Origin of the sequence: Mycobacterium shinjukuense, assembly GCF_010730055.1 — a bacterium.
GTDB lineage: Bacteria > Actinomycetota > Actinomycetes > Mycobacteriales > Mycobacteriaceae > Mycobacterium > Mycobacterium shinjukuense.
Genome location: NZ_AP022575.1, coordinates 3,500,455 through 3,523,579, shown reverse-complemented (window position 1 = coordinate 3,523,579; position 23,125 = coordinate 3,500,455). Strand labels below are relative to the sequence as shown.

The following is a 23,125-nucleotide window of genomic DNA, read 5'->3' as shown; positions in this document are numbered from 1 at the left end:
ACCCTGTCTACCACTCCGGCTGCCGAGCGTGCGCCACAGCCTTACCGGCGGAGCGAGGCCGCGCCCAGTGCAGCCGCACGTACTGGCCCGGACGTATCTGGGCGACCTTGTCGATGTCCTCGTCGATCACCACGCCGACAACCGGGTACCCGCCGGTGATCGGGTGGTCAGGACCCAGGATCACCGGTAATCCGTTGGGCGGCACCTGAACCGCGCCACGGGTGACTCCTTCGCTGGGGAGCTGCCGATCCGGCCAGCGATGCTGGAGCGGGCGGCCCTCCAATCGCATACCCACCCGGTCGCTGCGGTTGGATGCCATCCAGATCGTGTGCACCAACGCGTCGGGATCGACAAGCCAGTCATCGCGCGGCCCCGGCACCACCAACAGCTCCACGATATGTTCGGCGATGGCGGCGACCGGGGCCTGGTCGAGTTCGGGGTAGTCGTCGGTGTGTTCGCCGATCGGCAGGACGTCGCCGGCCCGCAGCGGCGACGGGCCGATCGCCGACATTACGTCGTAACTGCGTGATCCCAGCACCGGCGGAACGCCGATGCCACCGCGCACCGCCAGGTAGCTGCGCAATCCGGCGTGCGGACTCCCGAGCGAGATCACCTGGCCGTCCCGGACATGTTGAATGCTGTTGGTGCCGAACAACTTTCCGTCGACCGAGGGGTCGGTGTCGGCGCCGGTCACCGCAATATCGACGTCGCCGCCGCGGACCCGGGCCGAGAAACCACCGAACGTGACTTCGATGGTCGCCCGGTCGTCGGGGTTGGCTACCAGCCGGTTGGCCAGGGTGTGCGAGCGACGGTCGGCGGCGCCGGACCGGCCCACCCCGAGGTGGGCGAGCCCGGCCCGGCCGAGGTCCTCTACGACGGCCAGTGGGCCGGTGCGCAGGATCTCCAGGGTGGTCACGGTTCCTCCCTACGCCGCCCGGAACCGGACCCGCATGCCCGGCGTGAGCAGCGCCGGGTTGGGTCGGTCGATATCCCACAGGACCGCATCGGTGTGGCCGATGATCTGCCACCCGGCGGGCCATCGCCGCGGATAAATACCGCTGAATTCGCCGGCCAGGGCGACCGAGCCGGCCGGCACCGACGCCCGCCGCTCGGGGCGACGCGGCACCCGCAGTCGCGGGTCGCCGTCGATCAAATACGCAAAGCCGGGCGCGAACCCGCTGAAGGCCACCCGCCATGGCGTGGCGGTGTGGGCGTTGATGACCTGTGCGGTGGTCAGGCCGGTAAGGTCGGCGACCTCGGCGAGGTCTGGGCCGTCGTAGATGACGTCGATCACCAGGTCGCTCACCCGGTTGTCCGGGCGATCCGCGGGCGTGGTCGCGGCCGCGTCGGTGTCGCGGGCGACCCGCAACTTGCGCAGTCGGTGACGGGTGACCCCTTGCAACCGCGGCCCGTCGAGCTTGACCAACACGGTGCGGGAGGCGGGGACGATGTCGACCACCCCGGGCAGCGCCGCGGCCTGCAGCGCGTCCGTCCAGGCCAATACCTCCGCGGTGCTGTCACATTGCAGCAGCAGCGCATGGTCGCCGTAGTCGAAGATCGTGCGGGCCGGCCTGTCCGCTACGACGTCCATGGAGAGATCGGTCACGCTCATTCCTCGACGGTAGCGCCGGATTTGGGAGCTGGGCCAGGGATTTTCGAGCACTGCCAGAGGTGCCTTAGCAAACGCTCATGCGCCGCTCTCAGGTGCCCCCGCAAGCGGGCGGTGCCCCCGCGCCCCCGCAAGCGGGAGGTACCCCACATCGCTTCGTCCCCCGCAAGCGGATGGTGCCCGCTGCATCCTCGCCAGCGCGGGCTCATGCGCCGCGCGATCAGCCCAAGATCTTGCCGATCTGTGGGGGTAGTTGATCGGCGACCACGGGATAGCTGAGCGGCGAGGAGAAGGCAATCGCGCCGGCCAGCTCCTTGGTGGTGAAGATGTGGCGGTCTGGCGTGGTCGCCTGCGAGACTTCGGGGTCGGCCAGCAACGCCTGCTGCTCCTCGGGGCTCTCGGTGCACCAGATCAGCAGGTCGGCAGAATCCAGGACCGATTTGATGTGATCGCGGGGGATGACGGCGCGTTGATCGGCGGCGAAAGGCTTGATGCTGTCGGCGATGACCAGACCCATGTCGTTGAGGAAGTCCGTTCGCCAGCCAGCCATGGTTGCGACCACGTTGCCTTGCCAAAGCCTGCCCTGCAGCAGCAGCGCCCTCTTGCCCATCCAGTGTGGATACTGCTGCGCCACGGCGGCGAACATGTGGTCGACGGCACCGATCAGCGATGTCATCCGATCGGCCTGAAAGACCGCCTTGCCGATCGTGGTGGCCTGGTCCTTCCAGGGCTCAAAGAACGCGTCGCCGCCCGATTGCGCCACGGTCGGGGCGATCGCCGACAGTTTCTGATAAGTATCGGCGTCGACGCCGGCGTTGATCGCCACGATCAGATCGGGCTTCAAGGCCGCGATCCGGTCGATTTGAATTCCGTCGTCCAGGTTCAACACCACCGGTTGCGCACCGCCGAGCAAGGGCTGGGCCCACGGCCACACCGCGAACGGCTGGTCGCCGAACCAATTGGTCACCGCGACGGGCACCACACCCACCGCAAGCAGGTCGTCCTGCTCGGTGTATCCGGCGCTGACGACGCGCTGGGGCGGCGCCTTGATGACGGTCTGGCCGAACAGGTGGGTGATCGTCACCGCCCCGCCGCCAGGCGTGCCCGGCGCGGGTTTGGGTGACGAGCACCCAGCCGAGACCCCGGCGGCGAGCAGTCCCGCGGCCCCGGCGACCTGCAAGAATCCCCGCCGATTCCATCCCGGTTGCATGGCGTGACAGTATCGCGCGCCCACGCGCTGCGAGCGAGGTTCCTAACCGGGGTCGGCCGGTGGGCCGTACCCACCGCCGCCGGGGGTTTCGATGACCAGCACGTCACCGGGCTGGACTTGCGTCGAATCGCAGCCGGCCAGCTCGACGGTGCTGCCGTCGGCGCGCTCCACATGGTTGCGTCCCAGGGCTCCCGGTGCGCCGCCGGCCATCCCGTACGGGGCGACTCGTCGATGACCGGACAACGTGCTCACCGTCATCGGCTCGATGAACTCGATGCGCCGGACGGCGCCGTCACCGCCGCGCCAACGACCGGCGCCGCCGCTGCCGCGCCGAATGGCGAACTCCCGCAGCAGCACCGGATAGCGCCACTCGAGCACTTCGGGATCGGTGAGCCGGGAATTGGTCATGTGCGTCTGCACCACGGACGCCCCGTCGAACCCGTCACCGGCTCCTGAGCCCGATCCTATGGTCTCGTAGTACTGGTGCCGGTCGTTGCCGAACGTGACGTTGTTCATCGTGCCCGCCCCCTCGGCCTGCACCCGCAGCGCAGCGAACAGCGCGCCCGTGATCGCCTGCGACGTCTCCACGTTGCCGGCGACCACCGCGGCTGGGTAGGCGGGTGAGAGCATCGTGTGGTCCGGAATGACGATGCGCAACGGGCGCAGGCAGCCGTCATTGAGCGGGATGTCGTCGGCGACCAAAGTGCGGAACACGTACAGCACCGCGGCATTCACCACCGAGGAGGGCGCGTTGAAGTTCGTGTCCAGTTGGGGCGAGGTTCCGGTGAAGTCGATGGTGGCGCTGCGGGCGGCGCGGTCGACGCTCACCCGGACGGCGATCGTCGCACCGGAATCCATCTGGTAGCGGTAGTGACCGTCGTCGAGCCGGTCGATGACCCGACGCACAGCCTCCTCGGCGTTGTCCTGCACGTGGCGCATGTAGGCCGACACGACGTCGAGGCCGAAGTGGGCGATCATCTTGTTGACCTCGTCGACGCCCTTCTGGTTGGCGGCGACCTGCGCGCGCAGATCCGCCAGGTTGGTGTCGGGATTGCGCGACCCGAACGGCGGTTCGGTGAGCAGCCGGCGGGTTTCCGCCTCGCGAAACCGCCCCCCGTCCACCAGGAGCCAGTTGTCGAACAGCACGCCTTCCTGGTGGATTTCGCGGCTGGTGGCGGGCATGGAGCCGGGGGTGATTCCGCCGATCTCGGCGTGATGCCCGCGCGAGGCCACAAAGAAGAGGACATCGCGGCCCGCGGCGTCGAACACCGGGGTCACCACGGTGATGTCCGGCAGGTGAGTGCCGCCGTGGTAGGGGTCGTTGACGGCGTAGACGCTGCCCGGCTTGATCTGACCGGCACGCCGGCGGACCACCTCCTTGACGGTGGTTCCCATGGAGCCCAGATGCACCGGGATGTGCGGGGCGTTGGCGACGAGGTTGCCGTCCGAATCGAACAGGGCACACGAAAAGTCGAGTCGTTCACGGATATTCACCGACTGGGCGGTGGATTCTAGCCGAAAGCCCATCTGCTCGGCGATCGACATGAACAGGTTGTTGAAGATCTCCAACAGCACCGGGTCGGCCCGGAAACCGGCCCGAGCGCCGGCGTGTGCCGCGGGCGCTGTCACGCGCTCGGCGAGCAGGTGTCCGGTGGCGGTGAGTCTGGCCCGCCAGCCGTCGTCGACGACGGTGGTGGCGTTGGCCTCGGCGATGATCGCCGGGCCGGTCACGGTGTCGCCGGGCCGCATCCGCTCCCGCTGCCGCAGGGGGGCGTGGCGCCACCGCCCGGTGGAGTAGACCCGAACGGATTCGGTGGTGTGCGGGCCGTCGGCCGACTGGTCACCCAGGTGGGACAGGTCGGGTTGGTCGGTGAGCCCGGTCGCCTCGACCGAGACCGCTTCCGCGATCAGCGGACGGTCCAGCAAGAACGAGTATGTCCCGCGGTGGCGGTCTTCGAACGCGGCGGTCATCGCGTCGAGTTCGGCCAGTTCGACGGGGATCGCGGTGTCGGTGCCCTGGTAGCGCAGATGCACTCGGCGAACCGCCCGGATCCGCTCGGCTCCGATGCCCTCGTCAAGCAGCTCGGCGCGGGCGGTCCGCTCCAGGGCGTCGGCGACCCCGGCCAACCGCGGTAGGGCGGTGGTCTCGAGCCGGATCTCCACGGCCTGCTCGCGCATCACCGTCGTGTCGGCCAGGCCGATGCCGAGTGCGGAAAGCACCCCGGCCATCGGCGGGACCAGCACTCGTTGGATTCCGAGCGCGTCGGCGACCGCACACGCGTGCTGCCCGCCGGCGCCGCCGAACGTGGTCAGCACGTACCGGGTGACGTCGTGTCCCTTTTGGACGGAGATCTTCTTGACCGCGTTGGCCATGTTGGTGACCGCGATCTGCAGAAACCCCTCGGCGACCTGCTCGGGCGAACGGTCATCGCCGGTGCGTGCCCGGATGTCGGCGGCCAGCTCGGTAAAGCCGCGCCGCACGATCTCGTCATCCAGTGGCTGGTCGCCGTCGGGGCCGAACACGGCGGGGAAGTGCGCCGGCTGGATGCGGCCGAGCATCACGTTGGCGTCGGTGACGGTGAGTGGACCGCCGCGGCGATAGCATGCCGGGCCCGGGTCGGCCCCGGCCGAGTCCGGGCCGACCCGGTAGCGGCTGCCGTCGAAGTGCAGGATCGACCCGCCGCCCGCGGCCACCGTGTGGATGTCGAGCATCGGAGCGCGCAAGCGGACCCCGGCCACCTGCGTGGTGAACACCCGCTCGTAGTGGCCGGCGTAGTGTGACACGTCGGTGGAGGTGCCGCCCATGTCGAAGCCGATGACGTGGTCGAAGCCGGCTAGCGCCGACATCCGCACCATGCCGACGATGCCCCCGGCCGGGCCGGACAGGATCGCGTCCTTGCCGCGGAAGTGCCCCGCCTCGGCCAGCCCCCCGTTGGACTGCATGAACATCAGCCGCACACCACGCGTCTGGTCGGCCACCTGGTCGATGTAGCGGCGCAGCACGGGAGACAGATAGGCGTCGACCACGGTGGTGTCACCGCGTGGGACCAGCTTCATCAGCGGGCTGACCTGCGACGACAGTGAGATCTGGGGGAAGCCGATCTGCTCGGCCAATTCGCCGATCGCTCGCTCGTGTGCCGGGTACAGGTAGCTGTGCAGGCACACCACCGCGACCGCGCGGAACCCGTCGGCGTAGGCCTGGCGCAGGTGTGTGCCCAGCGACTCGAGGTCGGGCGCACGCAGCACGACGCCGTCGGCGGTGATCCGCTCGTCGACCTGCACCACCCGCTCGTACAGCAGCTCCGGCAGCACGATCTGCCGGTCGAAGATGCGGGGACGATTCTGGTAACCGATTCGCAGCGCGTCGCCGAAACCGCGGGTGATCACCAGCAGCGTGCGCTCCCCCTTGCGCTCCAGCAGCGCGTTGGTTGCGACGGTGGTGCCCATCCGCACCGCGTCCACGTGCTCGACCGAGACGGGCATATCCTCGGCGGTCCCGAGCAGCGCACGGATGCCGGCCACCGCGGCGTCGCGGTATCGGGCGGGGTTGTCCGACAGCAGCTTGTGGGTCAGCAGCTTTCCGTCCGGCCGGCGGGCCACGACGTCGGTGAACGTGCCGCCCCGGTCGACCCAGAACTGCCACCGCGCGCCCGCCACCTGGTCCCGCCTTGCGGATCGTCCGTGGAGCGTCATACGCCGACGACGTCGACCAGGTGCTCGATAACATCGTCGACGTTGGACCGCTCGTCGCCGTCGCCGGTCGCGTGGGCTGGCTTGGCCATCGTCAGGGCGCTGGGTGCCAAGTGGGCGGGAAGTCGCTCCGCCGTGGGCGGTGATCTTTTGGCGGGCCGCATGGCCAAGGTCGGCTCGCCGACGGGAACGCCGCATCTGGTGGCGGCGAAGCACTGCCCCCGGTCCAGCCGGCGCAGGATTTCGCCGCTGCTGTTGCGCGGCCCGCGTTGGCTGGTCTCGGTGTTCACCCGATCACTGTAGCGACCTGGAAGAATGCTTCCCGTGGGCTTTCGAGTGCCGGGAAGGGAACCGTGGTGATGGACGCCGCGACCGAGCATGACTGGGTCAAGGAGGGCCTGCAGGGCGGCAGCCTCGCCGGTCCACAACCTGCGTCGGCGGCAGCACCACCGGCGGATGTCCCACCTGCGGTGGCGGCACCGGCAGCGGGGCCGGGTGCCCCGACGGCGGCAGTTGCGGCGGAGGGCTGATCAGCGGCGGAGCATACGGGGTGTGGATCTTCCTACCTGTGCCGTCGGGATACCAGACGTCGAGGGTGTCACCCCAGCCTTTGCCGCTTTGGCGCAAGCCGATCTCGGTGCCGTCGGGCAGGACACGTACTGGCCCGTCATAGTCCGGTGGGCCTGGGCAATCGGTGGCATTGCGGGTCAGGTAGTCCCACATCCGCTTGACGGTGGCGGCATCCCACAGCTCCTTGACCTTCGGTTTCGTGCCCACCCCGTCAGGGCCGCGTTTCCCCCCGTCTTGCAACGGGTCCAGCACCTTGCGGACGTCTTCGGCGTTGTTGATCAGGCGGCAGCGGACCCGGCTGCGGGTCGGGCGGGATGGGTTGGGCGGGGCGTCTTTCCACGTGTGGTTGTCGACGAGTTGGATCCCGTCGTGCTCGTCGTCACCGACGACGGTGTCGTCGATGACGCGTTCCTCCGGAAAGGTGAGGTCGTCGACGCCGCTGGTGGCGGCGGTGATCTCTGCGGTCAGCCGGTGATCGGTGGCCAGCAGGGCGCCGACCCGGTGGCGGATGAAGCTGGCGTGTCCCTGGGCCGCGGCCACACGCGCCGCCCGGTACTCGGCCGAACCGCCGCGCGAGCGGTCGGCGACCGAATAGTCCTCACCGACGTCAAAACCCTCCGCGCGGGCCTCGTCGACCGCCTCCACCACCCCCGCACTGCAGGCCCGCAGCTGCTCATCTCCGCGGCGCGCGATCCTCGCGGCCTGGTGCAACTGATCGACCCGCGGCGTGCTCTCACTGCGGCCACGGGCTGTAGTCGGCGATCAGCTGCTCCTGCGGTGGGCGCTGGTCGGTCGGGACGTGCTGGAGGTTGATCCGGATCCGGTACCAGATCGAACTCGGCCCGCGCATGCCGTCGACGAGGATATCGGCGGGCTGCAACCAGGCCGCGGCGCCGGGATACCGGCCGCGCCAGGTGTCCAGCGCCGCCATCGCCTCATCTCTGGTCTTGGTGCGGGCGATCTCGATGAGCGGCTTCGAGGACCGGCGCCGACCGTCGACGCTCCGGCCCGACCCTGTGGGTGCCTTCTGCGGCGGACCCAATTCCTCGGCCAGCGCCAGCAGCAGGTCGAGCCGGCCAACCGCGTCATCCATCCCGGCCCAGGGGTCACCCAGCTCGGCGAACCGGCCCGGCACGGTGGCCAGGGTGTACGCCGCCGGGTCGCAGTCGGCCACCTCATCCCAGTGCAGCGGTGTGGACACCCGGGCATCGGGTGTGGCCCGCACCGAGTAGGCCGAGGCGACCGTGCGGTCCTTGGCGTTCTGGTTGAAGTCGACGAACACGCCCTCGCGTTCTTCCTTCCACCACCGGCTGGTTGCCGCCCCGGGCAGGCGGCGCTCGACCTCACGCGCCACGGTCTGGGCGGCCAGGCGTACCTGGGGGAACGACCAGCAAGGGGCGATCCGGGCATAGACGTGAAAGCCCCGCGCCCCCGACGTCTTCGGCCACGCGGTCAGCCCGTAGTCCTCCAGCACCTCCCGGGCCACCAGCGCGACCTCGACGACCCGTCGCCACCCGACGCCGGGCATCGGGTCCAGGTCCACCCGCAGTTCGTCGGGATGGTCGAGGTCGGCGGCGAGCACCGGATGCGGATTGAGGTCGACGCAACCGAGGTTGATCACCCACGCCAGTCCGGCGGCGTCGTGAATGACGGCTTCGGCGGCCGAGGTGCCCGACGCGTAGCGCAGCTCGGCCACGTCCACCCAGTCCGGCCGGTTCGCGGGGGCGCGCTTCTGAAACACCGCTTCGGCCGAGATGCCCTTGACGAAACGCTTCAAGATCATCGGGCGGCCGGCCACCCCGCGCACCGCACCCTCGGCCACGGCGAGGTAGTACCGGACTAGGTCGAGCTTGGTGTGGCCGGGGCCGGGGAATACGACCCTATCGGGATGAGTGATGGTGACGCGGCGTCCGGCAACATCCAGTGACACCGGACGCGACATGCGTCCATGGTAGGGCCGAGGCATTTTCTGGCCGCGCTGCGATCCGAGTCTATTGTGAGGTTCATGCCGAACCTCAGCGACCTGGTTGGACCGACGCCAGCCAAAATCGGGGCCAAACTGCAGCAGTACATCGAACGCGGCACGGCCGAATTGCACTATCTGCGCAAGATCATCGAATCAGGCGCCATCGGGCTGGAGCCGCCGCTGAACTACGCCGCGATGGCAGCCGATATCCGCAAGTGGGGCGAGTTCGGAATGCTGCCGGCACACAATGCCCGGCGTGCGCCCCACAAGGCGGCGGTGATCGACGAAGAGGGCACGCTCACTTACCAGCAGCTCGACAACGCCGCCCACGCGGTGGCCAACGGGCTACTGGCCAAGGGGGTCCGCGGCGGCGACGGTGTCGCCATCCTGGCGCGCAACCACCGCTGGTTCCTGATCGCCAACTACGGCGCGGCCCGGGTCGGCGCCCGCATCATCTTGCTCAACAGCGAATTCTCCGGCCCGCAGATCAAAGAGGTGTCCGAGCGCGAGGGCGCCAAGATCATCATCTACGACGACGAGTACACCGAGGCCGTCAGCAAGGCCGAGCCGCCGTTGGGCAAGCTGCGGGCGCTCGGTGTCAACCCCGATGCGGATGAGCCGTCGGGCAGCACCGACGAGACGCTGGCGGAGCTGATCGCGCGCAGCAGCACCGCGCCCGCTCCGAAAGCCAGCAAGCACGCGTCGATCATCATCCTGACCAGCGGAACGACCGGCACGCCGAAGGGGGCGAACCGGCGGACCCCGCCGACGCTGGCGCCGGTCGGTGGCATCTTGTCGCACGTCCCCTTCAAGGCCGGCGAGGTGACGTCGTTGCCGGCCCCGATGTTCCACGCGCTGGGGTACCTGCACGCCACCCTCGCGATGTTCCTGGGCTCGACGTTGCTGCTGCGGCGGCGGTTCAAGCCGGCGTTGGTGGTGGAAGACATCGAGAAGCACAAGGCGACCGCGCTGGTGGTGGTGCCGGTGATGCTGTCGCGGATCCTCGATGCGATCGAGAAGATGGACACGAAGCCCGATCTGTCCAGCCTGAAGATCGTCTTCGTGTCCGGCTCGCAACTGGGTGCGGAGCTGGCCACCCGCGCCCTCAAGGACCTCGGGCCCGTCGTCTACAACATGTATGGCTCCACCGAGGTCGCGTTCGCGACCATCGCCGGTCCCGACGATCTGCAGTTCAACCCCGCCACGGTCGGACCCGTCGTCAAGGGCGTGAAGGTCAAGATCCTCGACGACAACGGCAACGAGGTCCCGCGGGGGGACGTCGGCCGCATCTTCGTGGGCAACGCCTTCCCGTTCGAGGGCTACACCGGCGGCGGCGGCAAGCAGATCATCGACGGCCTGCTGTCGTCGGGTGACGTGGGCTATTTCGACGAGCGCGGACTGCTCTACGTCAGCGGCCGCGACGACGAGATGATCGTCTCCGGCGGCGAGAACGTGTTCCCCGCCGAAGTTGAAGACCTGATCAGCGGGCATCCCGACGTGGTGGAGGCCACCGCGCTGGGCGTCGACGACAAGGAGTGGGGCGCCCGGCTGCGCGCGTTCGTGGTCAAGAAGCCGGGGGCCACCCTCGACGAGGACGCGATCAAGCAGTACGTGCGTGACCATCTGGCCCGCTATAAGGTGCCGCGCGACGTCATCTTTCTCGACGAGCTGCCGCGCAACCCGACCGGAAAGATCCTCAAACGCGAGCTGCGCAAGCTGTAATTTTGCCTTTGCGTTCCCCCGCAAGCGGGAGGTGCCCCCAGCTCGCGCGGGAGCGCGGGAGCCCTACGGGTCGCGGGGCAGGCCCAGCAGCCGCTCGGCGATGATGTTCAGCTGCACCTCCGAGGTGCCGCCGTAAATGGTGGTGGCCCTGCTGGCCAGCAGATACTCGCCCCACTTGCCCGCTGGCCGGTCGGTGTCGCCGACGGCAGCCTCGGCGCCTAAGGACGACACCGCGAACTCGGCATACCCCTGGCCGGTGCGCATCGACAGCAGCTTGGAGATCGCCGCCGACGGCATGGCGTCACGACCGGCCAACGTCATCAGGGTGGAGCGCAGGTTGAGCAGCTTGGCGGCGTGGCCCTCGGCGATCAACCGGCCGGCGCGGTGTTGGGCGACCTGGTCGAACTGGCCGTCTCGGACGAACTCGACGAACTGGTCCAGGGTGGCCAAGAAGTTGGTGTCGTTGCTGCCGATCGACACCCGCTCGGCCGTCAGGGTGTTGCGGCTGACCTCCCATCCCCGGTTCACCTCCCCGAGCACCAACTCATCCGGCACGAACACGTCGTCGAGGTAGACGGTGTTGAAAAACTCGTGACCGGTGAGCTCGCGCAGCGGCTTGACCACTACGCCGTCGCATTTCATGTCCAGCAGGAAGTAGGTGATGCCGTTGTGCTTGGGCGCCGATGGGTCGGTCCGGGCCAGCAGCGCGCCCCAGTGCGAGAACTGCGCGGCGGTGGTCCAGATCTTCTGGCCGGTGATTCGCCAGCCGCCGTCCACCCGGGTGGCCTTGGTCGCCAGGCTGGCCAGATCCGATCCCGCGCCCGGCTCGGAAAACAGCTGGCACCAGAAGATGTCGCCGCGAAAGGTGGGCGGCAGGAAGCGTTGTTTTTGTTCTTCGGTTCCGAACGCCACGATCGACGGCACGATCCAGGCCGCGATGGCGATCTGCGGCCGCTTGACCCGTCCCGCGGTGAACTCCTGGGCGATGATGATTTGCTCGACCGGGCTGGCCGCGCGCCCCCACGGCGTGGGCAGATGCGGCAGCACCCAGCCGCCTTCGGCGATCGCGACCGCGCGCTTTTCACGCGGCATCTGCTTGAGCGCGGCCACCTCGGCCCGGATCTCGACCCGCAGCCTTTCGGTGTCCGGATCGAGGTCGATGTCCACCGTGCGCATGCCCGTGGTGGTCGCTGTGTCCACCACGTGGCGCGGGTACTCCGAGGCGCGACCAAAGCAGGCGGCCAGCATGAGCGCCCGCCGGTAGTACACGCCCGCGTCGTGCTCCCAGGTGAAGCCGATGCCCCCATGCACCTGAATGCAGTCTTGCGTGCACCGCTGGGCGGCGGTTGGCGCCAACGTCGCCGCCACCGCGGCGGCGAACTCGACACCGGCGTCGTCGGCCTCGCCCGCCTCGTCCAGGGCGCGCGCGGCGTCCCACACCGCGGCGGTGGCCCGCTCGGTGTCGGCTACCATCTCCGCGCACTTGTGCTTGATCGCCTGGAACTGGCCGATCGGCCTGCCGAATTGTTCACGAATCTTGGCGTAGGCCGATGCGGTGTCGGTCGCCCACCGCGCCACGCCGACGGCCTCGGCCGATAACAGGGTGGTTACCAGCGCACGGGCGGTGGTCAGGCTTAGATTGCTCAGCACGACATCGTCGCCGACCTCGACGGCGTGGGCTCGCACCTGGGCGATGGGCCGCAGCGGATCCAGGCTGGCGACCGGCTCGATTTCGAGTTGTTCGGCGCGCAGCATGACCCACTTCTCGCCGCCGTCGATGGCCACCGGCAGCACCAGCACCGACGCCTGAGCCGCCGCGGGAACCACGCGGATCTCGCCGCGGATCACCAGCGCTGCCCTATCTCCTGCGCCATGCCGGGTGGCGGTCAGCCCGGAATCGAGCGCGTAGCAGGCGATGGCGGCCCCGGATGCCAGCTCGGCGAGCACCGTGGCCTGCGGGTCATGCGCGGCGATCAGTGCGCTGGCGATCGCCGACGGCACGAACGGGCCGGGCACCGCCCCGTAGCCGAACTCGGCCAGCACCACCGCCAGCTCAACGATGCCGAAACCTTGTCCGCCGACCGATTCGGGCAAGTGCACACCTGGCAAGCCTTGGTCGACCGCCGCCTGCCAGTACGGCGGCGGGTTGTCCAACGGGGTCTCCATCGCCGCGTGCAGCACCTCGGACGGCGCTACCCGCGCGACCAAGGCACGCACCGACTCGGCCAGGTCCTGATGCTCCGGAGTTATTGCGATCGGCATTGGTCGCCTTCCATTGCTTTCCCGGGTTCACACTCAAGCTAACAACCGGTCGGTTGGCTGACCAGACGGGCAGGGGCCTACCCGGCGCGCGGCCGACGGCGGGCGACAACCGCCGTGTAGCCAAACGCCGGCCAACGGTGTGAGCGACCACAGAAGAAGTCATCAGAGCCTGAAACTTCTACTGCCGACGTGAGCAAGCGACGACATGCCCGGCCAATCTAAGGCCTTTAGGCCCTACCCCCAAGGGGTATATTTGGAGCATGCTACGAGAGCATCCGACAAGAGATGCGGAGGTACCGCTTGTGGGCACAAAAATCTTGGGCGCACATGGCCGGCAGTCTCGATGTCCTTCTCGGAATCTGGCTCGCTATTGCACCTTGTGCCCCGGCCTACGCCCACACCGGATCGGCGTTGTGAAACGACATCATGGCGCCGGGGAAACCCAACCAGACAGCCACACATCGTGGCGTAGATCACGATCCATAGCCCGCCAGGTGACGGCTTTAGCAGAACGGAAGCCCTTGTCATGCTCACCGGCATCACTCACCGAGTCGGCACCCTAGTTGGCGCCATCCTGGTGCTATCCGGCGCCGCAATCTTGAGCGGCGGCGTAACAGCGGCCGACCCAAACCAGGACGAGCAGTTTCTGGCACTGCTCGATAGCAAAGAAATCCCTGCCCTCGAGAACGTGCCGAGCCTCATCGCCACGGCCCACAAGATTTGTCGCAAGCTGGATGCTGGCGTGCCGGTGGACGACCTGGTGGACGCAATGAGGAAGCACGCGTTCAACGTGGACTCGACCGCGCGCCTGTACCCGCCGGACCGCGTGACGACCACCATCAAACGATTCATCAGCGCGGCCGTCGAGGCCTACTGCCCACATGATCAAGGCAAGATAGCCTCCATCATGGCTAATTTCGCGCCGGGATCGAGCGAACCGACGCACCGGGTCGTCGCGTACCCGTACGACGCAGTCAACTCAGAAAACAACCTGCGGCAGCGCCCGCGGGCGTTGGGCCTGACCAACACGCCGCCGCCGAGGCAGGAACCGGCGGGCACCGGTACGGGTCGGCGGTCACACTGGATGGACGGCGGCGCTGTGGTGGCGGGCCGCTACGGGTCCGATCGGTGGGACTCTGACGCGCATGACGCGGTGCTCGCCTCGCTGATCGAAGCGGCTCCGGCGGGGCATCCCGTCTTGCCGAACCCTCCGCAGATTCCGACACCGCCGCCGCCGACGGCGCAGACCCTGGCACCACCGCCGCCGATCGTGGCTCCGCAGCCACCAAAGCGATCGCCGCCGCCGCCGCACCAGCCACCGCAACAGCCGCCGCAACAGCCGCCGCCGCAAGAGCCACCCCCGCCGCAACAGCCACCGCCGCCCCAAGCGGTGGAGCAACCTGCTGATGCTCCTCAGTCGGGGGGTGGCGTCGGCGGCGGCGGCAGTGGCGGCAACGGTGGTGGCGGTCCGGTGGAGCCGCTTCCGCCGCCGCGACCGATGCCACCGGGCTTTGTCAGGCTCGCACCGTGAGACGGGAACTGAGTCGTCGGCCGCCGCCACCGCCTGCCGTTGATCGCGTCGCGACGATCGGATCACCTCGGTTCAGGCCGCGCGGTCACTCGCCCATCGCCCTAGGGCACATCGCGGCGGCTGCGCCACGATGTTGCCCAATCGCTGGTGTCTCGCCGGAACCGAATCGGCCGGCGCGCACCTCGTCGACCAATTGATCACCGCGGTCCTGGCTCGCACAAAGGTGTACCCCCGCAGGGTACAATGACGACGTCGAAGCTGTCTGGATTCCCTTGGAATACCCGCGGCTAGTGCAGACGTGATAGGTGGTCGATTCAACTCCGCACCGCGCGGCGACGCGAGAACACACAACGGTGACGAAAATGCTGGGAGGTCGGGTGGAAACCGCATACGGGTATGTGTCGCACAAGGACAGCTACGCCAAGCGACTGCGCCGAATCGAGGGCCAGATTCGCGGCATCGCAAAGATGATCGACGAGGACAAGTACTGCATCGACATCCTTACGCAAATCAGCGCAGCCAGCAGTGCATTGCGCTCGGTGGCGTTGAACCTACTCGACGACCACCTTGACAGCTGTGTAAGCCAAGCGATTGCCCAGGGGGGAACCGAAGCTGACGTGAAACTCTCCGAGGCCTCCGCGGCTATCGCACGACTGGTTCGCTCCTGATTTGCACGCAGGGACGGGCGATTCCAACCGTTGGTCAAACGGAGAGGCACTCTTGACCTAAGTACCCTACCAGGGTATAGAATGCATGGATGACCGAGACTCAACCTTGCCAGTGCAAATCGACCGGCTGCACCTGTGGTGACTCCGCGTGTACCCAAGCAGCCGGCTGCGCGTGTGGTCATCCCGATTGCACGTGCAACGACTGATCAAGCGCCAAGAGCCGCACGCGCCGTTACGCGGCTTAGCCCAACCAGGGCTTAAGCCCAGCCAGGTGATGCGGGCAGGCCGTCAGCGCCATCGCTTGGCAATCCATTTGGCGATGATGTCAGCTTGCTCGCTACGTGCCCCCGGCGTGGTGAAGTAATGATCGGTGTCGATCGAGACCCGGGTCTTGTCGCTGCTCGCGAGTGCGTCGTAGATGCGCTGGGCATCCGACGGGAAGACGCCGGTATCGGCTTCGGCGTTGATCACCAGGGCCGGGCAGGTGATGCGGGCCAGGTGCGGCTCGGCCCGGGTTTGGGCCACCCGCAGGCTCCACATGCCCAGCCAGCCACGCAGCGTGCACGCCGCGGCGATGCCGTGTGCTGAGCGGTTCGCCTTCGCCGGCGTGCCCGCATAGCACTGGTTGGGCGGGCGCTTGGTGGGTTCGATGCCGGGATCGACCATGCGGGGGTCGGCCCAAGTACGCATCACGGTGAACGGACGATCCGAAAACCCCGCGGCGCGAACACGTTTGAGCTCCATTTCAGCCCAGTCGGTGATGGCGTGGTTACGTGCGACCTGCGCCGCGCGGTAGCGGCTCAGGAACTCCGGCGAGTAGGGCGGGCCATTGCGCCCGTTGAACAGGTCGAGATCGGGATCGGTTGCCACCGGATCGTTTTCGTCGATGACAGCGCCGTCCATCCACGCGGTCAGCACATCCGGGCGTCCGGGGTGGGCGGCGGTGGCAACGTATCCGTCGGCGGCGGGCAGCTCGGCCAGGCCGGCGGCGGGCCGCATGCCGTCAAGGGGTGTCACGTTCGGATCGACCGCCTGTGACTGGTAGGCGGCCATCAGCGAACCCCCTCCCGAATTACCCAGTAGTACCACTGTTTCCACGCGCTGAGTCTCGCGCAGCCAGCGCACCCCGACCCCGATGTCGACCAGCGCATGATCGAGCAGAAAGCTGCTTTCGAAACCGCGGAACCTGGTGTTCCAGCCCAGGAATCCGACGCCGCGGATGGCCATGTAGTCGGCGAGATAGTGCTCGGAGAAATCGATCTGGTAATGCGTGGCGATCACGGCCACCTTGGGCTTGCGTCCCACGCCTCGGTGGTAAAGACCCTGGCAAGGGTGCCCACCGGCACCGGCGCGCCCCGCGGTGGGCGACGGCAGCCCCACGAACTCTCGAATGACCCCCGCGGTGCCCGCGTGACCCGTCACTGTCAGCGATCCTCCTGGCGGTAGATGGTTCGGCAGTTGACGGTGGCCAGTGCTTGGATGCGGGCCGGCTCGTCGGGTCGGGATGATCGCCTCTTTGGAGTCGTGGTAGTTGTCAACGATGCTGCCAGGCGGCCCGCGTCTGCGGCGATATCGGCGATGGTCGTCGCCAGGATGCCTGCGCGCGCGATGACTGTCCGGGCAGCCGTGTCCGTCGCGGCCTGCGTCCGGCGCCCGCGTCGCGTCGGGAACTCCGGCACCTGAGGCACCTCCAGCAAAACTGACTCCGATGCTAGATTCGGATCCTAGCCAGGGCCGATGCCCGGGATAGGGAGTTTGCACGATGATCAAGCCGCACAACGCCAACACCGAGTTCGAGCTCAGCGGAATCAATCACGTCGCCCTGGTGTGTTCCGACATGGCACGCACCGTGGACTTTTACAGCAACGTGCTCGGCATGCCGCTGATCAAGTCGCTCGATCTGCCCGGCGGCCAGGGACAACACTTCTTTTTCGACGCCGGCAACGGGGACTGCGTCGCGTTTTTCTGGTTCGCCGATGCACCCGATCGGGTCCCGGGCATCTCGTCGCCGGACGCCATTCCCGGCATCGGGGATATCACCAGCGCGGTGAGCACCATGAACCATCTGGCGTTCCACGTGCCACCGGAAAAATTCGACGTCTACCGCAAGCGGCTGAAGGAAAAGGGTGTCCGGGTCGGGCCGGTGCTCAACCACGACGAGAGCCCGATGCAGGTATCGGCGACGGTGCATCCCGGGGTGTACGTGCGCTCGTTCTACTTCCAGGATCCCGACGGCATCACTCTGGAATTCGCCTGTTGGATAAAGGAATTCACCGAACGCGACACACCGGCCGTACCCAGGACGGCGGCCGACCGGCGGCGCGGCGCACTGTGCGACTCACCCTGATGCGCCGGTGGCCGCCCGCGACGCTGCGGCATCGGGTGGCGCCGCCGCCGTGACTCGGGGACGGACCAGGTTCGGGTCGGCGAGTTCGTTGAGCAGCGACGCCAGTAGATCGACGAGCTGATCGGGTTGGAGTCGGACGTCGCCGGCCAGCCAGGCGCTGATGGTCTGGCCGACGCCACCGACCACGAAGTGTGCTGCCGCAGTGATGGCCTCGTCTGCCGGTGCCCGTAGCACGTCGATGGCGTGCCGTCCGGACAACATCGCGAACAGTGCGGTGGACTCGGCGCGCTTGCGCACGACCACGGCGTCGGCCAGCTGCGTGCTGAACAGCAGCCGTCCGATCCGGGGATCGTCGGCGATGGTCCGCACGATGTTGGCCATCCCGGCGCGGGCCTGCTCGTGTGCCGGCACCGCCGCTACCGCGGCCTGGGTGGTGGTAGCCAGCTCGGCTACCACCCAATCGAAAACACCGGCGACGAATTCATCCTTGTCGGCGAAGCTTTCGTAAAAGTAGCGCGATGCCAGGCCGGCGTTGCGGCAAACCGCGCGAACGGTCAGCCCGGAGATGTCCTGTTGCTCCGACCCCAACAGATCCAGGCCGGCGGCCAGCAGCCGCCGGCGGCGTTCCGCGAGTCGCTCGGCGGCCTTAACCCCTCGATATGGCCGCGCGCTCGAACTCCCGGTCAACCCGGCTGGATCGGCCATGAGCACCCTCTTGACACCAGAGCAACGCACCGACAATATCAGGAAACAAACGTTTTCACAATTTGCGGGTGACGGTAGGGGGCCAACGATGGTGATGCACCAGACGGTCCAGCGGCCCATTCCTCACGTCGAGCGCCCGATCGCCGACCCGGCCCGTCCGCGGCCCGGCGGGCGCCGACGACGGATCGCGGCCGACCGCGGGTTGATGGGTGTGGCGCTGCTGGCGGGGCCGGCCAACGTGATCATGGAGTTGGCGCTGCCGGCCGTTGGCTACGGCGTATTGGAAAGCCGTGTCGAAAGCGGTCGAATCGACCGCCATCCCATCAAGCGGGCGCGCACCACGTTTACCTACCTGGCCGTGGCGGTCGCTGGAACCGACGCCCAGAAGGCGGCCTTCCGCCGCGCCGTCAACGGTGCGCATGCGCAGGTCCACTCCACGCCGGACAGCCCGGTCTCCTACAACGCGTTCGACCCGGATCTGCAGCTATGGGTGGCGGCCTGCCTGTACAAGGGCGCCGTCGACGTCCACCGCGTCTTCGTCGGCGAGATGGATGAGGAGGAAGCCGATCGCCGTTACCGCGAGGGCATGGCATTGGCCACCACGCTACAGGTGCCGCCGCAGATGTGGCCACCCGATCGGGCGGCCTTCGACCGGTACTGGCAGGAGTCGTTGGAAAGGGTGCACATCGACGACGCCGTCCGCGACTACCTGTATCCCATCGCGGTGTCGCGAATCAACGGTATGCCGTTGCCGGGCCCGGTGCGCAGGCTCTCGGAAAGCTTGGCGTTGCTGATCACCACCGGCTTTCTGCCGCAACGGTTTCGCGACGAGATGCGATTGCCCTGGGACGACGTCAAGCAACGACGCTTCGACCGGCTGATGGCCGTGGTGGGCGCGGTGAATCGCGCGTTGCCGCACTGTGTGCGGGAGTTCCCGTTCAACCTGATGCTCTGGGACCTGGACCGCCGGATCAGGACGGGCCGGCCCTTGGTGTGAGGGCACCCGCGATCAGACTGCCGGGTGAACGTGGCGCACCGAGGTGAACCGGGCGAAATCCCTGTCCAGGCTCACCACGGCGCAGTGATGCTCCACTGCTATGGCCGCGAGTACCGCGTCGGGTATGAGGTCGCCAGACGCATCGGCCTCGTCGCAGAGCTTTCGCAGCAGTGCGAGGTGTCGGGGACCGGGGTTGGTCGGAAGGTGATGGGGCTGGGCGGTGACGGCGTCGATGAATGCGAATGCATCCGCTCGCGGTGACGGAATCTCGAAGATGCGTCGATTTGTCGCCAGCCGGAGGAACGACGCCCATACCAGGTTGGGCACTGTGAAGGGGTCGTCGGCCGCAAGCAGTCGATCGAACCACGGGCGGACGGTTTGGTGATTCGGATGGTCGCCGCGGTGTGCAGCGAGCAGCACGTTGACGTCGAGAAGAAACATCGCTTGTTTGCGGCCTATTCGGGCTCACATCCGCGAGTTCAGTTCCAGGCCCTCGTCGAGCACTTCGGACAACGCCCGATTCGAGGTCAGGTCGAGGCCTCGCCGCGGACCGGTGCCGCCGTCGAAAACCGGGACGGTCGGGCGGGCGCCGCCCACATGGGCGGCGGCGAACTCGCGGCGAAGGGCGTCCTCGATCACCGCACCTAGCGACTGGCCACGCTCGCGGGCCCGGCGTTTGGCGGCAGCGAGTAGTTCATCGGAGATCGACACGGTGGTGCGCACGATGATCAGAGTACGGCATCTAAAGCATCAACTCAGGTCGGCATGCGGATCAACGGCGCCGATGCCGCGTGGATCCGTGCATCACCGAGTGCGGCACCGGTCAGGACGCGGCACGCCGGCATGGTTGTTAACGACAACCATTTTCAGTAAGCTGCGGGACAACATGTCCGAACTCTGCAATCGAGGTGTGTCTGCCATGGCGTTGCGCGTCATACCGGAAGGACCCACCGTCGCTAGCGCGCGTGTCGAGGCGTCGAACGTCCGCGGGGCGGGCGCCCGTCGTGGCGCCGCGATGCTCGCGGCGGCGCCGGCGGTCGATCCGATCAGCCGCGGCATGCCGTGACCGCCCCGGTCTGGATGGCGTCGCCACCGGAAGTGCATTCCGCGTTGCTCAGCGGCGGCCCAGGTCCCGGGTCACTCTTATCGGCCGCGATGGCGTGGTCCGCGCTGAGCACCGAGTACACGGCGGTGGCCGACGAACTCACCGCTTTGTTGGGTTCGGTGCAGGCGGGAGCATGGGAAGGGCCTAGCGCCGAGCGGTATGTGGCCGCCCACGTGCCGTATCTGATGTGGCTGATGCAGGCCAGTGCCGCCAGCGCGGGGGCCGCCGCGCAGCACGAGATCGCGGCCGCGGCCTACACGACCGCGTTGGCGGCCATGCCGACATTGGCCGAGCTCGCCGCCAACCACGCCCTGCACGCGGTGTTGGTGGCGACGAACTTCTTCGGGATCAACACGATTCCGATCGCGCTCAACGAGGCCGACTATGTGCGGATGTGGGTCCAGGCCGCGACGACGATGGCGACCTACGAAGCGGTGTCCGGCGCGGCGGTGGCGTCGACACCACAGACCACCCCCGCACCGCAGATCGTGGCAGCCGAAGCGGTCGACGACGACGACCACGACCACGACCACGACCACGGCGGTGAGCCGACCCTGTTGGATTATCTCGTTGCGTACCTGCTGCGCATCGTCAGCGGTGGCCGGCTTGTCTGGGATCCCGCTGAAGGCACCATGAACGGAATCCCGTTCGAGGACTATACGAACGCGGCCGAACCGATCTGGTGGGTTGTTCGTGCCATCGAATTCAGTAAGGACTTCGAAACGTTCGTCCAGCAACTGTTTACCAATCCGACGGAGGCTCTGGAGTTCTACTTTGAGCTTCTGTTTTTCGACTACCCCGAGCACATCGTGCAGATCGTTCAGGCGCTGAGCCAGTCCCCGCAGCTGCTGGCGGTCGCGCTCGGTTCCGTCATCTCCAACCTGGGCGTCGTTACCGGCTTCGCGGGCCTGTCCGGGCTGGCCGGCATTCAGCCCGCCGCTATCGCCGCGGCAGCCGTGCCGCCGGCAGCTAGTGTGCCCAACCCGTTGCCGGCCGCGGCGATGGTGCCGACCATCACCGCACCGGGCGCGGCACCTGCGTCGGCGTCGGCGCCCGCACCCGCGCCCGCGGCGAGCACGATCGCCAGCGCGGCTCCGGCGGCGCCGCCGGCCGTTGGCGTCGGCGGATTCGGCTACCCCTATGCCGTTGCTCCTCCCGGCATTGGGTTCGGCTCGGGGATGAGCAGCAGCGCCAGTGCCAGCGCCCAGCGGAAGGCGTCCGAGCCCGACAGCGCGGCGCTGGCGGCGGGGTCGGCGGCGCGCGAACGGGCGCGTCGGCGCCGGCGTCAGCGTGCGATTCAGCGCGGGTACGGCGACGAGTTCATGGATATGAATGTCGAGGTCGACCCGGACTGGGGCGCGCCACCGGACGCAGCACCCGTTGTGCGGGCCTCGCAACGCGGTGCCGCGACGCTGGGGTTCGCCGGCACGGTGGGAAAGGAAGCGCTGGCCGAAGCGGGCGGTTTGACCACCCTGGCCAGTGACGAGTTCGGTGGCGGCCCAACGGTGCCGATGGTGCCGGGGAGCTGGGATCCCGAGCCGGGCAATCGGGCTTGAGCTCGGCGACGATGCGGTCCGCGTGGCGGACCGAGGAGGAGCCGGGCAATCGGGCTTGAGCTCGGCGCGTAGGGTCGGTTGGGTGCGCACCGAAGGTGACAGCTGGGACATCACGACCAGCGTCGGGTCGACCGCGCTCTTCGTCGCGGCCGCCAGAGCCCTGGAGGCCCAGAAGCCCGACCCGCTGGCCGTCGACCCGTATGCGGAGCTGTTCTGCCGTGCGGTCGGCGGCTCCTGGGCCGACGTGCTCGACGGCACGGCCCCCGATCACCAGTTGAGGTCGGCGGACTTCGGCGTGCACTTCGTCAACTTCCAGGGCGCCCGCACCAGGTACTTCGACGGCTATTTCCGCCGCGCCGCCGATGCCGGCGCGCGCCAGGTGGTCATCTTGGCTGCCGGACTGGACTCCCGTGCCTACCGGCTGCCGTGGCCGGATGGGACGATCGTCTACGAGTTGGACCGCCCACAGGTCCTCGATTTCAAGCGCGAGGTGCTGGCCGGCCACGGCGCCCAACCGCGAGCCGAGCGCAGAGAGATTGCTGTAGACCTGCGCGACGATTGGCCAGAAGCCTTGCGCGACAGCGGTTTCGATCCTGGCAAGCGCTCGGCGTGGATCGCCGAGGGTCTGTTGTTCTACCTGCCGGCCGACGCGCAGGAGCAGCTGTTCACCGGCATCGACACCCTGGCCGGCCGCGGCAGCCACGTCGCGGTCGAGGATGGTGCCCCGTTGCCCCCGGATGAATTCGCGGCCAAGGTCGAAGAAGAACGCGCCGCCGTCGCCAAGGGCGATCAGCTCCCGTTTTTCCAATTGGTCTACAACGAGCGTTGCGCGCCCGCCGCCGAATGGTTCGTCCAGCGCGGCTGGACGGCCGTCGGCACACCGTTGAACGACTATCTGCGCGAGGTCGGCCGGCCGGTGCCGGGCCCGGGGTCCGAGGCCGCGCCCATGTTCTCCCGCAACACGCTGGTCAGCGCCGTCAGACCGTGAGCGGGGGCGCCGCGCTCAGGGTGCGGTTTGATAATGAAAATCATATTCAGTTAGGCTGTGGCCCTACCTGGTCTCGGCTGTGGAGGAGCTGCGAGTTATGGCGTCGAGCGTCGTGCCCAAACGCCCGGCTGGTGCCGGTAACAGCCTGGTCAGCGCCGTCGGGATGGGAGCGAAGCGGCGCATCGAACGGGCTCGGCCG

The 23,125-nt window shown here is 68.0% G+C and carries 20 protein-coding genes and 1 pseudogene; 8 read left to right on the top strand and 13 right to left on the bottom strand.

Annotated features, from left to right (window positions below):
- Window positions 1-7: 7 nt before the first annotated feature.
- From G6N20_RS15905 to G6N20_RS15875, 7 genes are all read right to left on the bottom strand, one after another.
- Window positions 8-916 carry a 5-oxoprolinase/urea amidolyase family protein gene (locus tag G6N20_RS15905; RefSeq protein ID WP_083045736.1) on the bottom strand — a complete coding sequence of 303 codons (909 nt, stop codon included), beginning with the start codon at window positions 914-916 and terminating at the stop codon, window positions 8-10.
- Between the two features lie 9 nt (window positions 917-925).
- Window positions 926-1,612 (bottom strand): 5-oxoprolinase subunit B family protein, encoded by a 687-nt coding sequence (locus tag G6N20_RS15900; protein WP_083045735.1) that lies wholly within the window; start codon window positions 1,610-1,612, stop codon window positions 926-928.
- 217 nt (window positions 1,613-1,829) lie between these two features.
- Complete coding sequence (locus tag G6N20_RS15895) at window positions 1,830-2,819, bottom strand: ABC transporter substrate-binding protein (RefSeq protein ID WP_083045734.1); 990 nt, start codon at window positions 2,817-2,819, stop codon at window positions 1,830-1,832.
- A gap of 42 nt (window positions 2,820-2,861) precedes the next feature.
- Window positions 2,862-6,476, bottom strand: a complete 3,615-nt coding sequence (locus G6N20_RS15890; protein WP_083045733.1) for a hydantoinase B/oxoprolinase family protein — start codon at window positions 6,474-6,476, stop codon at window positions 2,862-2,864.
- 32 nt (window positions 6,477-6,508) lie between these two features.
- Window positions 6,509-6,799 carry a hypothetical protein gene (locus G6N20_RS15885; RefSeq protein WP_083045732.1) on the bottom strand — a complete coding sequence of 97 codons (291 nt, stop codon included), beginning with the start codon at window positions 6,797-6,799 and terminating at the stop codon, window positions 6,509-6,511.
- A 97-nt stretch (window positions 6,800-6,896) separates the two neighbouring features.
- Window positions 6,897-7,727: a hypothetical protein gene (locus G6N20_RS15880; RefSeq protein ID WP_163663095.1), complete on the bottom strand. Its 831-nt coding sequence runs from the start codon at window positions 7,725-7,727 to the stop codon at window positions 6,897-6,899.
- Between the two features lie 85 nt (window positions 7,728-7,812).
- Window positions 7,813-9,045 carry a DNA polymerase domain-containing protein gene (locus G6N20_RS15875; protein ID WP_142271799.1) on the bottom strand — a complete coding sequence of 411 codons (1,233 nt, stop codon included), beginning with the start codon at window positions 9,043-9,045 and terminating at the stop codon, window positions 7,813-7,815.
- Window positions 9,046-9,084: 39 nt separating this feature from the next.
- Here G6N20_RS15875 and fadD2 point away from each other — a divergent pair, with 39 nt between their 5' ends.
- Entirely contained in the window at window positions 9,085-10,767 is a 1,683-nt protein-coding gene (gene fadD2, locus G6N20_RS15870) for a long-chain-fatty-acid--CoA ligase FadD2 (RefSeq protein WP_083045729.1), read from the top strand.
- A 63-nt stretch (window positions 10,768-10,830) separates the two neighbouring features.
- On the opposite strand, the gene G6N20_RS15865 is transcribed toward fadD2, so the two are convergent.
- Window positions 10,831-13,029 carry an acyl-CoA dehydrogenase gene (locus tag G6N20_RS15865; RefSeq protein ID WP_083045728.1) on the bottom strand — a complete coding sequence of 733 codons (2,199 nt, stop codon included), beginning with the start codon at window positions 13,027-13,029 and terminating at the stop codon, window positions 10,831-10,833.
- A gap of 526 nt (window positions 13,030-13,555) precedes the next feature.
- Between G6N20_RS15865 and G6N20_RS15860 the strand changes: the two genes are divergently transcribed.
- Entirely contained in the window at window positions 13,556-14,560 is a 1,005-nt protein-coding gene (locus tag G6N20_RS15860) for a DUF732 domain-containing protein (RefSeq protein WP_083045727.1), read from the top strand.
- A gap of 362 nt (window positions 14,561-14,922) precedes the next feature.
- Complete coding sequence (gene ricR / locus G6N20_RS15855) at window positions 14,923-15,228, top strand: copper-sensing transcriptional repressor RicR (protein WP_083045726.1); 306 nt, start codon at window positions 14,923-14,925, stop codon at window positions 15,226-15,228.
- A 288-nt stretch (window positions 15,229-15,516) separates the two neighbouring features.
- On the opposite strand, the gene G6N20_RS15850 is transcribed toward ricR, so the two are convergent.
- Window positions 15,517-16,650: an alpha/beta fold hydrolase domain-containing protein gene (locus G6N20_RS15850; RefSeq protein ID WP_083045827.1), complete on the bottom strand. Its 1,134-nt coding sequence runs from the start codon at window positions 16,648-16,650 to the stop codon at window positions 15,517-15,519.
- Window positions 16,651-16,731: 81 nt separating this feature from the next.
- Window positions 16,732-16,907 (bottom strand): annotated as a pseudogene (locus G6N20_RS15845) (TetR family transcriptional regulator); the annotation flags it as partial.
- An 83-nt stretch (window positions 16,908-16,990) separates the two neighbouring features.
- On the opposite strand from G6N20_RS15845, the gene G6N20_RS15840 reads away from it, so the two are divergent.
- Window positions 16,991-17,575 (top strand): VOC family protein, encoded by a 585-nt coding sequence (locus tag G6N20_RS15840; RefSeq protein WP_083045725.1) that lies wholly within the window; start codon window positions 16,991-16,993, stop codon window positions 17,573-17,575.
- Here the strand turns inward: G6N20_RS15840 and G6N20_RS15835 are convergent.
- Window positions 17,567-18,280 (bottom strand): TetR/AcrR family transcriptional regulator, encoded by a 714-nt coding sequence (locus tag G6N20_RS15835; RefSeq protein ID WP_083045724.1) that lies wholly within the window; start codon window positions 18,278-18,280, stop codon window positions 17,567-17,569. The two genes, G6N20_RS15840 and G6N20_RS15835, sit on opposite strands and share 9 nt — an antisense overlap.
- Window positions 18,281-18,368: 88 nt before the next feature.
- Here G6N20_RS15835 and G6N20_RS15830 point away from each other — a divergent pair, with 88 nt between their 5' ends.
- Window positions 18,369-19,277 carry an oxygenase MpaB family protein gene (locus tag G6N20_RS15830; protein ID WP_083045723.1) on the top strand — a complete coding sequence of 303 codons (909 nt, stop codon included), beginning with the start codon at window positions 18,369-18,371 and terminating at the stop codon, window positions 19,275-19,277.
- A gap of 12 nt (window positions 19,278-19,289) precedes the next feature.
- Here G6N20_RS15830 and G6N20_RS15825 read toward each other — a convergent pair whose 3' ends face one another.
- The gene (locus G6N20_RS15825; protein ID WP_083045722.1) at window positions 19,290-19,718 is read right to left on the bottom strand and encodes a type II toxin-antitoxin system VapC family toxin; all 429 of its coding nucleotides are present in this window, start codon (window positions 19,716-19,718) and stop codon (window positions 19,290-19,292) included.
- A 24-nt stretch (window positions 19,719-19,742) separates the two neighbouring features.
- A complete protein-coding gene (locus tag G6N20_RS15820) occupies window positions 19,743-20,000 on the bottom strand; it encodes a ribbon-helix-helix protein, CopG family (RefSeq protein ID WP_083045721.1) in 258 nt (85 codons plus the stop codon).
- Window positions 20,001-20,196: 196 nt separating this feature from the next.
- On the opposite strand from G6N20_RS15820, the gene G6N20_RS15815 reads away from it, so the two are divergent.
- The 3 genes from G6N20_RS15815 (at window position 20,197) to G6N20_RS15805 (ending at window position 22,926) form a co-directional block, all read left to right on the top strand.
- A complete protein-coding gene (locus tag G6N20_RS15815; RefSeq protein WP_158084735.1) occupies window positions 20,197-20,343 on the top strand; it encodes a hypothetical protein in 147 nt (48 codons plus the stop codon).
- Between the two features lie 14 nt (window positions 20,344-20,357).
- Window positions 20,358-21,938 (top strand): PPE family protein, encoded by a 1,581-nt coding sequence (locus G6N20_RS15810; protein ID WP_083045826.1) that lies wholly within the window; start codon window positions 20,358-20,360, stop codon window positions 21,936-21,938.
- 82 nt (window positions 21,939-22,020) lie between these two features.
- Window positions 22,021-22,926, top strand: a complete 906-nt coding sequence (locus G6N20_RS15805) for a class I SAM-dependent methyltransferase (RefSeq protein WP_083045719.1) — start codon at window positions 22,021-22,023, stop codon at window positions 22,924-22,926.
- Window positions 22,927-23,125: the final 199 nt, after the last annotated feature.